The sequence below is a fragment of the Thioalkalivibrio thiocyanoxidans ARh2 genome (genome assembly GCF_000385215.1).
Taxonomy (GTDB): domain Bacteria; phylum Pseudomonadota; class Gammaproteobacteria; order Ectothiorhodospirales; family Ectothiorhodospiraceae; genus Thioalkalivibrio; species Thioalkalivibrio thiocyanoxidans.
The window spans coordinates 1-13,042 of record NZ_ARQK01000020.1; the positions used below are offsets into that span (position 1 = coordinate 1).

A 13,042-nucleotide genomic window follows, 5' to 3' on the forward strand; every position below is an offset into this window, starting at 1 on the left:
CTTTCTTGGGCAAGCAAGAAAGTACCTCGCGGCGCGCTCGCGAGTGAGCGCACGGCAGTATGCGGACCGAAGGCACGTAAACCCCGGATGCCGAACCAGGCCCAGCCTCATCGGCGCTGGCAATTGACCACAGGCGGGGCTGCATAGTAAGGCACTGGTGCGGAAACCGGCCGGCAGGCGGAGGCTAGTAGAAACGGCCGAGGGCGCCGCGGACCTGCACCTCGGTCTCCGGCGTCAGGTGCGCCCCCAGCTCCAGCGGATGATCCGGCAGCAGCAGGACCACCGACGAGCCGAGGTTGAAGCGCCCCATCTCGGCCCCGCGCTCGAGCGTAATGTCGCGATCCGGGTATTCGCTGCAGCTGTAGGGCTGCCCGGCCGGGGGCGTCACCTCGCCCGCCCAGACCGTCTCGATCGAGCCGACGTTCTGGGCCCCGATCAGGGCGACGGCCATCGGCCCGAAATGTGTGTCGAAGCAGGCCACCACGCGCTCGTTGCGGGCATACAGGCGCGGGACATGGCGCACGATGCGCGGTGCGACCGAGAACAGCCGGCCGGGCACATGCAGCATGTGGGTCAGCGTGCCGGTCAGCGGCATGTGCAGCCGGTGGTAATGCCGCGGCGACAGATAGAGCGTCACGAAGTGGCCATGGCGAAACGGTTCGGCAAGGTCTTCCTCCCCGCCCAGAAGCTCCAGCACCGTGTAGTGGTGGCCCTTGGCCTGAAAGATCTGGCCGGCCTCGATGCGTCCGGCCGCGCTGACCCGGGAATCGGCGGGGCTGACGACCGTGTTGTCATCACCCGCCAGGGGGCGGGCGTCCTCGCGCAGCGCCCGCGTGAACAGGGCATTGAAACTGGGATAGGCAGCGATGTCGGGTTCCACCGCCTCGTCCATGTTCAGCCCGTAATGGCGCACGAACCAGCGCAGTAGCGGCTGGACGCGCGGGCTTTCGATCCGCGCCAGGCGGTGCACCACCCGGGACATCGCGTGCTGCGGCAGCAGGTGGGAAGCTCGGGCCAGCCAGGGATCAATGGCACTCATCGGGATACTCGGTTCGGGCGCACGGGATGATAGCGAGCCGGTATGATGACGGCCCCCACGCCAATGGGAAAGGCCCAGATGGAATCCACCACAGGACTGCGCACGCTGCGCGACTTCATCCGCTTTGGCGCGAGCCAGTTTCGCGCGGCCGGGCTGAGCTTCGGCCACGGGACGGACAACGCCTTCGACGAGGCCGCCTGGCTGGTGCTGCATGCGCTGCATCTGCCGCTGGATCTGCCCGAGAGTTGGTGGTCGTCGAACCTGAGCGAGGCCGAACGCACGCGGGTGATTGCGGTGCTGCGCACGCGCATCGAGACACGCAAGCCGGCGGCCTATCTGACCGGCGAGGCCTGGTTTGCCGGGCTGCCGTTCTTTGTCGACGAGCACGTGCTGGTGCCGCGTTCGCCCCTTGCGGAGTTGATCGCGGTCGGCTTCGAGCCGTGGATCGAGGCCGAGTCGGTCGAGCGCGTGCTGGATCTGTGCACGGGTGGCGGCTGCGTCGGCATCGCCACGGCGCTGGCCCTGCCGCAGGCACAGGTCGATCTGAGCGATGTCTCCGAACCGGCGCTGGCCGTCGCGGCGCGCAACATCGAGCGCCATGACGTCGGCGACCGCGTGCAGCTGCGGCACTCCGATGTCTTCGATGCGCTGGGGCCGGAGGATCGCTACGATCTGATCGTGAGCAATCCGCCCTATGTCGATGCCCGCGACATGGCCGAGCTGCCGCAAGAGTACCGCCACGAACCCGAACTGGGGCTGGCCGCCGGCGAGGACGGGCTCGACATCGTGCGCCGCATCCTGGCGGATGCGCGCCGCCACCTGACCGAGGACGGCGCGCTGATCGTCGAGGTCGGCAACAGCCAGCCCGCGGTGGAGGAGGCCTTCCCTGACCTGCCCCTGATCTGGCTGGAGTTCGAATCCGGCGGCCACGGGGTCTTCCTCGCGTATGCCCGGGATCTTCCGTAGTCTTCGCGGGCTGGGAATGAACAGAAACGAAGGGAACACGGCAATGATTCGAGTGGCAGTGGCAGGCGCCGCCGGGCGCATGGGGCAAAACCTGGTGCAGGCCGTCGAGGATCACCCCGAAGGTACGCTGGGGGCGGCGAGCGAGCGGCCGGGCAGCGAACGGCTCGGTACGTCCGTGGGATCGACGGCGCCGGTCCAGCTGGTCGAGGACCTGGCGACCGTGGCCGATGACTTCGACGTGCTGATCGACTTCACCAGCCCCGCGGCGACCATGCAGCACCTGGATCTGTGCCGCGCGCATGGCAAGGCGCTGGTGATCGGCACCACGGGCCTGGATGCCGCGCAGGAGCAGCGGCTGCGTGACGCGGCCGGGGCGATGCGCATCGTCTATGCGCCGAACATGAGCGTCGGCGTGAACCTGACCTTCAAGCTGGTGGAGCTGGCCGCCCGTGCACTGGGCGACAGCGTGGACGTCGAGATCCTCGAGGCGCACCACCGGCACAAGGTGGATGCCCCCTCGGGTACGGCCCTGAAGCTCGGCCGCGTGGTGGCAGAGGTCCTGGGGCGCGATCTGGAGCACGACGCCGTCTACGGCCGCGAGGGCCAGACCGGGGCGCGTGACCGGCGCACCATCGGGTTTGCGACCGTGCGCGCCGGCGACATCGTGGGCGAGCACACCGCGCTGTTCGCCGGCGAGGGGGAACGCATCGAGATCACCCACAAGGCCTCCAGCCGCGGGATCTTCGCCGCGGGTGCGGTGCGTGCGGCGGTATGGCTGGCCGGCGCCGAACACGGCCTGTACGACATGCAGGACGTGCTGGGGCTGCGGGAGCTCTAAGATCCAGCTGCTTCAGCTGCGCGGTTTGAAGCCCGGCGGGTGGCGCGCGATCCAGGCGACGAAGTCCTGCACGACCGGCTCGGCGAGCAGTGCCTCCGCGGTGTTCAGACGCTCGGCCAGGGTCTGCTCGTCGAAGTGCTTGTGGATGTGGTCGTGGCAGGGGCGACAAACCCAGAGGATCCGTTGTTCGCGCTCGCTGCGACTGAACAGGCGCCGGATGCGCTTGCGGCGGTGTTGCTTGCGCGGGATCAGGTGATGTCGTGTCAGGTCGTCCATCGACCGGCCGCATAGCCCGCAGGCTGGTGGCGGGCCGGGCACCCCGGGCATCATGGCTTCGCCCTGACTCACGGCATGTCGTGCGCGCCCCCGGCGGGAGGCGACGTGCGTCCATCCATGCGGCAGCGCGGGGGCGGCTCGGTGATCGCGTAGGCCGGATCGCCCAGGTCCATGATGCAGGGCGCACCCTCGGGATCGACGATCCGCTGCAGCATGCCGCCGAGGGCGTCGAGGCTGTCGCGCCGGGGCAGCTCGCCGATTGCACGCGAGGTAATCGGCTCCCAGTCGCCGTTGTGTTCCTCCGCGATCTCGAAGCCGAACGGGAAGAAGCCGGGGACCCCCAGGCGGATGTCGGTGACCACGAGCCGGTCGGGGCCCTCGTTATGCGTGGCGCGATGAAAGCGCAGGAAATCGCCGGAGAACCACTGCAGGCGCTGCCCGTCGTCCAGGTCCAGCGCGGCCTCGCGAAGCTCCTGGTCGCCGCGTTCGAAGCGTTCGAAGTCGGGCCGGATCGGCTCGTCGAAGATGCCGACCCAGGCATCCAGGAACTCGTCGTCGTTGATGACCGTGATCCGCCACAGCAGCAGGTTGAACGGCGTCGGCTGGATCAGTCGCGGCTGGTCGTCCAGCTCCATTGCGGCCAGCGCGGGCTGGATGCGGTGGTCGATCCAGGCCTTCAATGCCAGGCCGGAGCCGGCGTACACGGTCGAGAGTACGAGCCCGGCGACCAGCAGGCGCGGGGCGAAGTGGTAGAACAGCGCTCCGATCGCCGCGACCAGCAGCGGCAGGGTGTAGAACGGGTCGATCACGAAGATCGAGGCCGTGGACAGGGGGCCGACCGGCAGCGGCCAGAGCACCTGGGTGCCGTAGGTGGTCAGCAGGTCGTTCAGCGAGTGCGTGGCCCAGATCAGGAAGAAGAACAGCCACCAGCGGCCAAAGCCGATCTCCCGCGTCGCCGGGATCTTTGCGAGCAGCCCCGCGACGCCGGTAGCCACCAGCAACTGCACCAGCCAGGAGTGGGTAAAGCCCCGGTGGTGGATGAACTCGGATACCGCGTCCCCGTAAGCTATGAACGCGTCCAGGTCGGGCAGCAGCGCGACACCGGCCCCCAGCACTACGGCCTTGCGCCCCAGGCGGGAGCCGAGGGTGAGGCCGCCGATCACGGCGCCGAGACTGGCGTGGGTAATGGGGTCCATGCGCGATATTCCTTCGTTTAGGGAAACGTTGATCTATCAGCGCTTCCTTGGCGGCTCGACGATTACGGAGCCTGCGACCGGGCCGCGGGGCGCGAGTTCGGGCGATCAAACCAGAGCGGTGGACATGACTCAAGCCACAACGGCGAAAGACTGGCATTTCTGGGTGGATCGGGGCGGGACGTTCACCGACCTGGTCGCACGTGATCCGGCGGGGCGCCTGCACACCCGCAAACTGCTGTCGGAGAACCCGGAGGCCTACCGCGATGCGGCCGTGCAGGGTATTCGCGATCTGCTGGAGCTCCCGGCCGAAGCACCCATTCCGGAGGGCGTGGTACACGAGGTGCGCATGGGCACAACGGTGGCCACCAACGCCCTGCTCGAGCGCAAGGGGGAGCCCACGCTGCTGGTGATCACCGAGGGGCTGGAGGACGCGTTGGCGATCGGCCATCAGGCGCGCCCCGAGCTGTTCGCCCGCGAGATCCGCCTGCCGACACCGGTCTACGCGCGGGTGGAGCCGGTGCGCGAGCGGGTGAATGCGGCCGGCGAGGTCCTCAATCCGGTCGATCTGGACGCGCTGCGGCCGCGGCTGCAGGCGGCGCTGGCAGACGGCATCCGCTGCGTGGCCATTGTCTGTCTGCATGGCTATCGCTACCCGGCGCACGAGCAGGCGATCGCCTCGGTGGCGCGTGAACTGGGCTTTGCCGAGGTCGCGACCAGCCACGCGACCAGCCCACTGATCAAGCTCGTCCCGCGCGGCGAGACCACGGTGGTCGACGCCTATCTCTCGCCGGTGCTCCGCCGCTATGTCGAACAGGTCGCGGGCGAGCTGGGCCGCGTGCCCCTGCGCTTCATGCAGTCGCATGGCGGGCTGGTGGACGCGGCGCGGTTTCGCGGTCGCGACGCCATCCTGTCGGGGCCGGCCGGGGGCATCGTCGGGGCACTCAAGACCGCCCGCCCGCTCGGCTTCGAACGCCTGATCACCTTCGACATGGGTGGCACGTCCACCGATGTCGCGCACCTGGCGGGGGCGCTGGAGCGCCGCCAGGAGAGCGAGGTGGCGGGCGCGCGGCTGCGCGTGCCCATGCTCGATATCCATACGGTCGCGGCCGGCGGCGGATCGATCTGCCGCTTCGATGGCATCCGTCTGCGGGTGGGGCCGGAATCCGCCGGTGCCCAGCCCGGACCCGCCTGCTACGGCCAGGGCGGGCCGCTGACCGTGACCGACTGCAACCTGCTGCTGGGGCGGCTGCGCCCGGAGTATTTCCCGACGGTGTTCGGGCCGGATCGCGATCGGCCGCTGGATCCGGAACCGGTGCGGCGCCAGTTCGCGGAGCTGGCCGCCGCGGTGGCGGCCGCGACCGGAGAACCCGCCACCCCGGAGAGTCTGGCCGAGGGGGCGCTGCAGATCGCCGTGGAGCATATGGCCCAGGCGATCAAGACCATCTCGGTGCAGCGCGGGCATGACGTCTCGCGCTATGCGCTGGTCTGTTTCGGTGGCGCCGGTGGCCAGCACGCCTGCCGAGTGGCGGAGCAGCTGGGCATGCGGCATATCCTGTTTCATCCGCTCGGTGGCGTGCTGTCCGCCTACGGCATGGGGCTGGGCGAGTTGCGCGCCCTGCGCGAACGCAGTCTGGAGTGGCCGCTGGACGATCAGCACGCCGGGGCAATCGAGTCTGCCCTGGCGGAGCAGGCCGAGGCCGCCCGCGCCGCGCTGGTGGAGCAGGGCGTGGCGGTGGCGGACATGCGCATCGAGCGGCGGCTGCACCTGCGCCTGGCCGGATCGGACACCGCGCTGGAGGTGCCGGCGGGCGAGCCCGCGGCGTTGATGTCGGCCTTTGCCGAGGCCTACCGCGCGCGCTACGGCTTTGCCCCGCCGGATCGTGAGCTGGTGGTGGCGATCGCGACGGCCGAGGCGATCGCCGCCCCGAGGGAGACCGCACCGGAGCGCATGGCGGCAGCGGTGACCCGAGGGCCTGCGCCGGAGGCGGATACGGTCGCGATGGTCATCGACGGCGAACACCGCCATGTGCCGCTGTACCGGCGGGAATCCCTGCAGCCCGGCATGACCCTGGCCGGTCCGGCCATCGTGATCGAGCCGACCGCGACGCTGGTGCTGGAGCCCGGCTGGGCCGGGTGCATCGAGGCGGACGGGACCCTGCGGCTGGATCGCGAGCGGGGCAGCGCGCGGCGTCCGGGCGCGGCGGCAACAAGCCCCGAGGCCGTCCCGCGCGATCCGATCCTGCTGGAGGTGTTCAACAACCGCTTCATGGCGATCGCCGACCAGATGGGCTTCACCCTGCGCAACACTGCGCACTCGGTGAACATCAAGGAGCGCCTGGATTTCTCCTGTGCGCTGTTCGACGCCAAGGGCCGTCTGGTCGCCAATGCCCCGCACATGCCGGTCCATCTCGGCTCCATGGGGGCCAGCGTACGGGCGGTGGTGGAGGCGTTCGCCGGCGACCTGCGCCCGGGCGATGCCTTCGTGCTGAACGACCCCTACAACGGCGGCACCCACCTGCCGGACATCACCGTGGTGACGCCCGTGTTCCTGGATGGGGGTGAAGAGGTGACCGAAGACCCGTCTGCAGCGGCCGGTGCCCCCGCGTTCTTCGTCGCCTCGCGCGGGCATCACGCCGATGTCGGCGGCATTACCCCGGGCTCCATGCCCGCGTTCTCCACATGCCTTGAGGAGGAGGGCGTGCTGATCCCGCCCACCCGGCTGGTGCGCGACGGGGTGTTCGACAGCGACCGTCTGTGCGCACTGCTCGGCGAGGGCCGGTGGCCGGCGCGCAACCCCGATCAGAACCTTGCCGACCTCGAGGCCCAGGTCGCGGCCAACCGCAAGGGACTGGAGGAGTTGGGCCGGCTCCTGGATGAGTACGGCGCGGCCATGGTGACAGCCTATATGGGCCACGTGCTGGACAACGCGGCCGAGGCGGTGGAACGGCTGATCCCGCAGCTCGAGGCCGGCACGTTCGCGTATGCGATGGACAACGGCGCCGAGGTGCGGGTACAGGTCGCCCCCGATCCCGCCGACCGGCGCCTGCGCATCGACTTCACCGGTACCAGCGCGGTACGCGGGGACAACTTCAACGCGCCGAGCTCCATCGTGCGCGCGGCGGTGCTGTATGTACTGCGTACCCTGCTGGAGGATGCGATCCCGCTGAACGATGGCTGCCTGACGCCGGTCGACCTGGTCATTCCGGAGGACGGCCTGCTGAACCCGGCGCCGCCCGCCGCGGTGGTGGCCGGCAATGTCGAGACCTCGCAGGTGGTCACCGATGCCCTGTTCGGGGCGCTGGGGGTGCAGGCGGCGGCCCAGGGCACGATGAACAACCTGACCTTCGGCAATGCCGACTACCAGTACTACGAGACGATCGCCGGCGGGGCCGGCGCGGGGCCGGGTTACGCCGGGGCCAGCGCGGTGCAGACCCACATGACCAACTCGCGGCTGACCGACCCCGAGGTGCTGGAGAGCCGCTTCCCGGTGCGGGTGGAGCGCTTCGCCTACCGCCGCGGCTTAGGGGGGCAGGGGCATTATCCGGGCGGTGATGGGGTGATCCGCCGGCTCGGGTTCGACCAGGCGATGGAGGTCGTGCTGTTGTCCAACCGTCGCCGGGTGCCGCCGTTCGGGATCGCCGGTGGCGGGCCGGGTGCGCCGGGGGAGGATGCGATCCTGCGCGCCGACGGCACGCGCGAACCGATGTCCGCCTGCGATCGCCGCCATGTAGAGCCAGGGGATGCGATCGAGATACGCACACCCGGCGGCGGTGGCTACGGAGACCGTCGCAGCGATGCGTAGGCGTTGAATCGCGGGAACCGGTCACACTTCCCGGGGTCCATGTTGCACTCAAGGGGAGATGCGGCATGCAGCGGATGATGGAGTGGGCGGAGCAGGGACGCATGCCGGACATGCTGGTGCGCGCGGGGATCCGCCTGCTGCTGGCGGAGCGCCTGGCAGAGGTCTCCGGCACGGCCGAGGAGACCATGGAGCGGCGCTACGCCCTGATCGAATCCATGCGCGCTTCTCCCGTTGCCCTGTCCACCGATATTGCCAACGAGCAGCACTACGAGATCCCCACCGCTTACTTCGAGCATTGCCTGGGCCCGCGCCTCAAGTACTCCAGCGCCTGGTGGCCGGAGGGCGTCGACAGCCTCGATGCGGCCGAAGAGGCGATGCTGCACCTGACCTGCGAGCGCGCGGGGATTGCCGATGGCCAGCGGTTGCTGGAACTGGGCTGCGGCTGGGGGTCGCTGTCGCTGTGGATGGCCGAGCAGTACCCTGGCGCAGAGATTACGGCCGTCTCGAACTCCAATACCCAGCGGGCCTTTATCGAGGCCCGCCGCGATGACCTGGGGCTCGCCAATCTCGAGGTCCTGACCGCGGACATGAACACGTTCGCCCCGCCGGAGCCGGGCTTTGACCGGGCGGTCTCGATCGAGATGTTCGAGCACATGCGCAACTGGCCGGAACTGCTGCGGCGCATTGCCGGATGGCTCAATCCCGGCGGGCGCTTCTTCATGCATGTGTTCGCCCATCGCGAACACGCGTATGTGTTCGAGTCCGAGGGCGAGCATGACTGGATGGGGCGGTACTTCTTCCGCGACGGCCTGATGCCGTCGGACGACCTCGCGCGGCACTTCCAGGAGGACCTGCGGGTGATCCGTCAGTGGCGCGTCGGTGGGCAGCACTACGCCCGTACGCTCAATGCCTGGCTGGCCCGCCAGGATCGCGCCCGCGACACGCTGATGCCGCTCTTCGAACAGGCCTACGGCCGGCAGGATGCGGCAGTGTGGTTCCAGCGCTGGCGGATCTTCTACATGGCCTGCGCGGAGCTGTTCGACTACAGCGGCGGGGACGAGTGGTTCGTCTCCCATGTGCTGTTCGAGCGACCGGGGGGCTGATCGCGATGGAGGCACTGATGGCGTTTCTCTGGGGGCTTCTGGCCAGCATGGGCCTGATGACCCTGGTCTGGGCCGGCAGCGTCTGGCGCCACGACGCCAGCCTGGTCGACCGCTTCTGGGGCCTGGGCTTCGTGGTCGTGACGCTGGTCTGGTGGGGGCTGGCGGGCTGGCCGGCGCAGGGCCTCTGGATCGTGATCCCGGTGCTGGTGTGGGGGCTGCGGCTGTCGCTGTTCATCACCTGGCGCAACTGGGGCCATGGCGAGGACGGGCGCTATACCGACATGCGCGAGGGGCTGTCGGACCGGGCCTTTGCCGCGCGCAGCCTGGTCACGATCTTCTGGCTGCAGGGCGCGCTGGTCGCCGTAATCGGCCTGCCGATGCTGGCGGTGACGAATGCCGCGAGCATTTGGTGGCCGCTGGCGGCGCTGGGCGTGGCGGTCTGGGCACTGGGCACGCTGTATGAATCGGTCGCGGACGCGCAGATGGCGCGCTTCCGGGCCGATCCGGCGCGTCGGGGCGAGGTCATGGACCAGGGCTTGTGGCGCTACAGCCGCCACCCGAACTACTTCGGCGAGATCGTCGTCTGGGTGGGCTACGGCTTGCTCGCGCTAGCCGCCGGGGGCTGGTGGGCGGTGCCGTCGGCGGTCCTGATGATCGTGCTGATCCTGCGTGTGTCGGGCGTCACGTTACTGGAAAAACGTCTGCATGCCTCGCGGCCGGGCTATGCGGACTACGCGCGGCGCACCAATACGCTGATCCCGGGGCCGCCACGATCTTAAGGAAACACTGATCCGCCGCCGATTTTGGCGGTACTCCCTTGCTGTACTTTCCCCGTCCGCGCTATAAAGCGCGCATCTTTCCGGTCTTCCGACGCGCGTCGGAGGCCGTGTTTCCCGATTGCCGATCTCACAGCAGGGCCCTACGCACGCATGAGCGCTACGCCGAGTCCCGTCCAGACCATTGAACTGAAAGGGCGCATGATGCTGGTGTCGGTGCTGCGGGTGTTCCAGACCGACCCCCGGCAACTCGGCGAGCAGTTAGTCGCGCACCGCGAGCAGGCCCCGGATCTGATGCGCGACATGCCCATCGTGCTGGACCTCGAGCCGGTGGCCGAGGCCCCCGAGAGCGATCTGCAGGCGACCATCGAGCAGGTGCGTGCCGAGGGCTTCAAGCTGATCGGCTTGCATGCCGGCGAGGTCGCCGAGCGCCTGCAAAGCTATTCCGAGCTGTTCGACGTCCTGCCCGTGCTGCAGCTGGGCGGTCGCGGCGGCGCGCCCAGTGGCGAGGTGCCCCTGGATGAAGGCGAGCCCCCGGAGCCGCCGCCGAGCAAGAAGGGCAGAAAATCCGCGGACAAGGCGACCGAGACCGCTCCCGCGGTCCACAGCGCGACCCGTGTGGTGGATCGTCCGGTCCGTTCCGGGCAGCAGATCTACGCCCGTGGTGGCGACCTGCTGGTGACTGGGGCGGTATCCGCCGGGGCCGAACTGCTGGCGGATGGCCACATCCATGTGCTGGGACCGCTGCGCGGGCGCGCACTCGCCGGTGTGCGGGGCCTGGAGACGGCTCGGATCTTCTGCCGGCGACTGGATGCAGAGCTTTTGTCTATCGCGGGACATTACCGGGTGGCCGAGGATATCGCCGAGTCCGAGCGCGGCGAGAACCGGCTGGTGACACTCGCGGGCGAAAGCCTCAAGATCGCTGAAATCTGAGCGAGCGGCGTGAGGGCCACAGGGTCCGGTCCACGTCATCGCGCGACGACTAAGGGAAACGCTGATGAATGTACACACTCGCGTTGGTACCCCAGGTTTTCCGAGACAAGGCGCGTCGTGCGGCGGGTAGTGGTTCTACCCGCAACCGGCGCAACGCAGGATCGGGGAGCCTGGGGTACCAACCCCACGAACCATTCAAAGCAGGGGCTCGGCCGCCAGTTGTTATCGAAAACGGGCGCGCGAACGGCGTTGCGGCTCGCTTATGTAGCTCGGCTACACTGCGCTCACCGCGCCTTGTTCGCACGCAAAAGCGACTCGAGCGCGAGTGCGTACATTCATTAGCGTTTCCCTAAGGAGAAGCAGCCACCATGGCACGCATCGTAGTGATTACCTCGGGCAAGGGCGGGGTCGGCAAGACCACCACCTCTGCCGCGATCGCCACCGGTCTGGCCCTGCGCGGCCACAAGACGGCCGTGATCGATTTTGACGTCGGCCTGCGCAACCTGGATCTGATCATGGGCTGCGAGCGCCGCGTGGTGTATGACTTTGTCAACGTGATCAATGGCGACGCCAACCTGAAACAGGCGCTGATCCGCGACAAGCGCGCAGACAACCTGTACATCCTTCCGGCCTCGCAGACGCGCGACAAGGACGCCCTGACGCAGGACGGTGTGGAGCGCGTGCTGAACGAGCTGTCCGAGGACTTCGAGTACATCATCTGCGACAGCCCGGCGGGGATCGAGCGGGGCGCGCTGATGGCGGCCTATTTCGCCGACGAGGCTATCGTGGTCACTAACCCCGAGGTCTCCTCGGTGCGCGACTCCGACCGCATCCTCGGCATCCTCGCCAGCAAGACCCGGCAGGTGGAACAGGGCGGCGAGCCGATCCAGGGGCGTCTGCTGCTGACCCGCTATGCCGCGGAGCGCGCCGCGCGCGGCGAGATGCTCAGTATCGAGGATGTCGGGGAGATCCTGGCCATCGATCTGCTGGGTGTGATCCCCGAATCGCAGGCCGTGCTGAACGCCTCGAACGCCGGTCTTCCGGTGGTGCTGGACGAGGAATCCGACGCCGGGCAGGCCTACCAGGATGCAGTGGATCGATTCCTGGGCGAGGAGCGGCCCCTGCGCTTTGTCGATGTACCGAAGAAGGGCTTCTTCGGACGTCTGTTCGGGAGCTGATCATGGGTATCTTCGATTACTTCCGCCAGCCGCGGCAGAAAAGCGCCAGCGTTGCCAAGGAACGCCTGCAGATCATCGTGGCGCGGGAGCGCGCGGCCCGGGGCGGCCCGGATTATCTGCCCGCGATGCAGCAGGAGCTTTTGCAGGTGATCCGCAAGTACGTGAAGGTCAACGACGACGCCGTGCAGATGAACGTCGACCGCGAGGGCGACTGCGAGGTCCTGGAGTTGAATATCACGCTGCCCGACGATCGGGGCTAGCATATGTTCAGCCCGTCTCTCTCTGTAGGAGCTCAGCCCCCTGAGCGATGGGGAGCCAGTCCCGGCCCCCATCGGCCAGAGGGCTGGCCTCCTACGGTGGGTTGCCCTGGCCCCCATCGGCTTAACATCGGCATAAGGCACATGATCCGTCCATGAGAATCCTGGTCACCGGCAGCGCCGGTTTCATTGGCAGTGCCCTCTCCCTGCGCCTGCTGGAGCGCGGCGACGAGGTCATTGGCGTTGACAACCTCAACGACTATTACGATGTCTCGCTGAAAGAGGCGCGCCTGGCGCGCACGCAGGACCACCCGGGCTATACCGAGGTCCGCGAGGACATCGCCGACCGCGCCGCGATGGACCGGGTGTTTCGCGAGCACCGCCCGGAGCGGGTGGTGAACCTGGCGGCCCAGGCCGGGGTGCGCTATTCGCTGGAGAACCCGGCGGCCTATGTCGACACCAACCTGGTCGGCTTCGGCAACATCCTGGAGGGCTGCCGGCACAACGGCGTGGAGCACCTGGTCTACGCCAGCTCCAGCTCGGTCTACGGCGCGAACACCACGATGCCGTTCTCGGTGCACGACAACGTCGACCACCCGCTGAGCCTCTACGCCGCGAGCAAGAAGGCCAACGAGCTGATGGCGCATACCTATGCGCACCTGTACCAGCTCCCGGTGA

The 13,042-nt window shown here is 68.4% G+C and carries 12 protein-coding genes; 9 read left to right on the plus strand and 3 right to left on the minus strand.

Annotated features, from left to right (window positions below):
• Window positions 1-184 precede the first annotated feature (184 nt).
• Window positions 185-1,039: an archaetidylserine decarboxylase gene (gene asd, locus G372_RS0100520; RefSeq protein ID WP_019624601.1), complete on the minus strand. Its 855-nt coding sequence runs from the start codon at window positions 1,037-1,039 to the stop codon at window positions 185-187.
• A gap of 78 nt (window positions 1,040-1,117) precedes the next feature.
• On the opposite strand from asd, the gene prmB reads away from it, so the two are divergent.
• The gene (gene prmB / locus G372_RS0100525) at window positions 1,118-2,005 is read left to right on the plus strand and encodes a 50S ribosomal protein L3 N(5)-glutamine methyltransferase (RefSeq protein ID WP_026340426.1); all 888 of its coding nucleotides are present in this window, start codon (window positions 1,118-1,120) and stop codon (window positions 2,003-2,005) included.
• Window positions 2,006-2,048: 43 nt separating this feature from the next.
• Window positions 2,049-2,843: a 4-hydroxy-tetrahydrodipicolinate reductase gene (gene dapB / locus G372_RS0100530; protein ID WP_019624599.1), complete on the plus strand. Its 795-nt coding sequence runs from the start codon at window positions 2,049-2,051 to the stop codon at window positions 2,841-2,843.
• Window positions 2,844-2,855: 12 nt separating this feature from the next.
• Here the strand turns inward: dapB and G372_RS0100535 are convergent, their stop codons facing one another.
• Both G372_RS0100535 and G372_RS0100540 read right to left on the minus strand, forming a co-directional pair.
• Complete coding sequence (locus tag G372_RS0100535) at window positions 2,856-3,173, minus strand: hypothetical protein (RefSeq protein ID WP_026340425.1); 318 nt, start codon at window positions 3,171-3,173, stop codon at window positions 2,856-2,858.
• 14 nt (window positions 3,174-3,187) lie between these two features.
• A complete protein-coding gene (locus G372_RS0100540; protein WP_019624597.1) occupies window positions 3,188-4,315 on the minus strand; it encodes a metal-dependent hydrolase in 1,128 nt (375 codons plus the stop codon).
• Window positions 4,316-4,439: 124 nt separating this feature from the next.
• On the opposite strand from G372_RS0100540, the gene G372_RS0100545 reads away from it, so the two are divergent.
• The 7 genes from G372_RS0100545 to G372_RS0100575 form a co-directional block, all read left to right on the plus strand.
• Complete coding sequence (locus tag G372_RS0100545; RefSeq protein WP_026340424.1) at window positions 4,440-8,117, plus strand: hydantoinase B/oxoprolinase family protein; 3,678 nt, start codon at window positions 4,440-4,442, stop codon at window positions 8,115-8,117.
• A gap of 65 nt (window positions 8,118-8,182) precedes the next feature.
• The gene (locus tag G372_RS0100550) at window positions 8,183-9,220 is read left to right on the plus strand and encodes an SAM-dependent methyltransferase (protein ID WP_019624595.1); all 1,038 of its coding nucleotides are present in this window, start codon (window positions 8,183-8,185) and stop codon (window positions 9,218-9,220) included.
• Window positions 9,221-9,225: 5 nt separating this feature from the next.
• The gene (locus G372_RS0100555) at window positions 9,226-9,999 is read left to right on the plus strand and encodes a DUF1295 domain-containing protein (RefSeq protein WP_019624594.1); all 774 of its coding nucleotides are present in this window, start codon (window positions 9,226-9,228) and stop codon (window positions 9,997-9,999) included.
• Between the two features lie 198 nt (window positions 10,000-10,197).
• On the plus strand, window positions 10,198-10,929 hold the full coding sequence (gene minC, locus G372_RS0100560; protein WP_019624593.1) for a septum site-determining protein MinC: 732 nt from the start codon (window positions 10,198-10,200) through the stop codon (window positions 10,927-10,929).
• A 368-nt stretch (window positions 10,930-11,297) separates the two neighbouring features.
• A complete protein-coding gene (minD, locus tag G372_RS0100565) occupies window positions 11,298-12,107 on the plus strand; it encodes a septum site-determining protein MinD (RefSeq protein ID WP_012983203.1) in 810 nt (269 codons plus the stop codon).
• 2 nt (window positions 12,108-12,109) lie between these two features.
• Complete coding sequence (minE, locus tag G372_RS0100570) at window positions 12,110-12,367, plus strand: cell division topological specificity factor MinE (protein ID WP_018137595.1); 258 nt, start codon at window positions 12,110-12,112, stop codon at window positions 12,365-12,367.
• A 152-nt stretch (window positions 12,368-12,519) separates the two neighbouring features.
• Window positions 12,520-13,042 (plus strand): GDP-mannose 4,6-dehydratase (locus tag G372_RS0100575; protein WP_020008803.1); only part of this gene is annotated, 523 nt, incomplete at its 3' end.

Excerpts from the sequence above, each read along its gene's own strand:
- G372_RS0100540 (WP_019624597.1), bottom strand. The coding sequence starts at position 4,315 with ATGGACCCCATTACCCACGCCAGTCTCGGCGCCGTGATCGGCGGCCTC.
- minD (WP_012983203.1), top strand. The coding sequence starts at position 11,298 with ATGGCACGCATCGTAGTGATTACCTCGGGCAAGGGCGGGGTCGGCAAG.
- asd (WP_019624601.1), bottom strand. The coding sequence starts at position 1,039 with ATGAGTGCCATTGATCCCTGGCTGGCCCGAGCTTCCCACCTGCTGCCG.
- G372_RS0100545 (WP_026340424.1), top strand. The coding sequence starts at position 4,440 with ATGACTCAAGCCACAACGGCGAAAGACTGGCATTTCTGGGTGGATCGG.
- G372_RS0100555 (WP_019624594.1), top strand. The coding sequence starts at position 9,226 with ATGGAGGCACTGATGGCGTTTCTCTGGGGGCTTCTGGCCAGCATGGGC.
- prmB (WP_026340426.1), top strand. The coding sequence starts at position 1,118 with ATGGAATCCACCACAGGACTGCGCACGCTGCGCGACTTCATCCGCTTT.
- G372_RS0100535 (WP_026340425.1), bottom strand. The coding sequence starts at position 3,173 with ATGATGCCCGGGGTGCCCGGCCCGCCACCAGCCTGCGGGCTATGCGGC.
- dapB (WP_019624599.1), top strand. The coding sequence starts at position 2,049 with ATGATTCGAGTGGCAGTGGCAGGCGCCGCCGGGCGCATGGGGCAAAAC.
- minC (WP_019624593.1), top strand. The coding sequence starts at position 10,198 with ATGATGCTGGTGTCGGTGCTGCGGGTGTTCCAGACCGACCCCCGGCAA.
- minE (WP_018137595.1), top strand. The coding sequence starts at position 12,110 with ATGGGTATCTTCGATTACTTCCGCCAGCCGCGGCAGAAAAGCGCCAGC.
- G372_RS0100550 (WP_019624595.1), top strand. The coding sequence starts at position 8,183 with ATGCAGCGGATGATGGAGTGGGCGGAGCAGGGACGCATGCCGGACATG.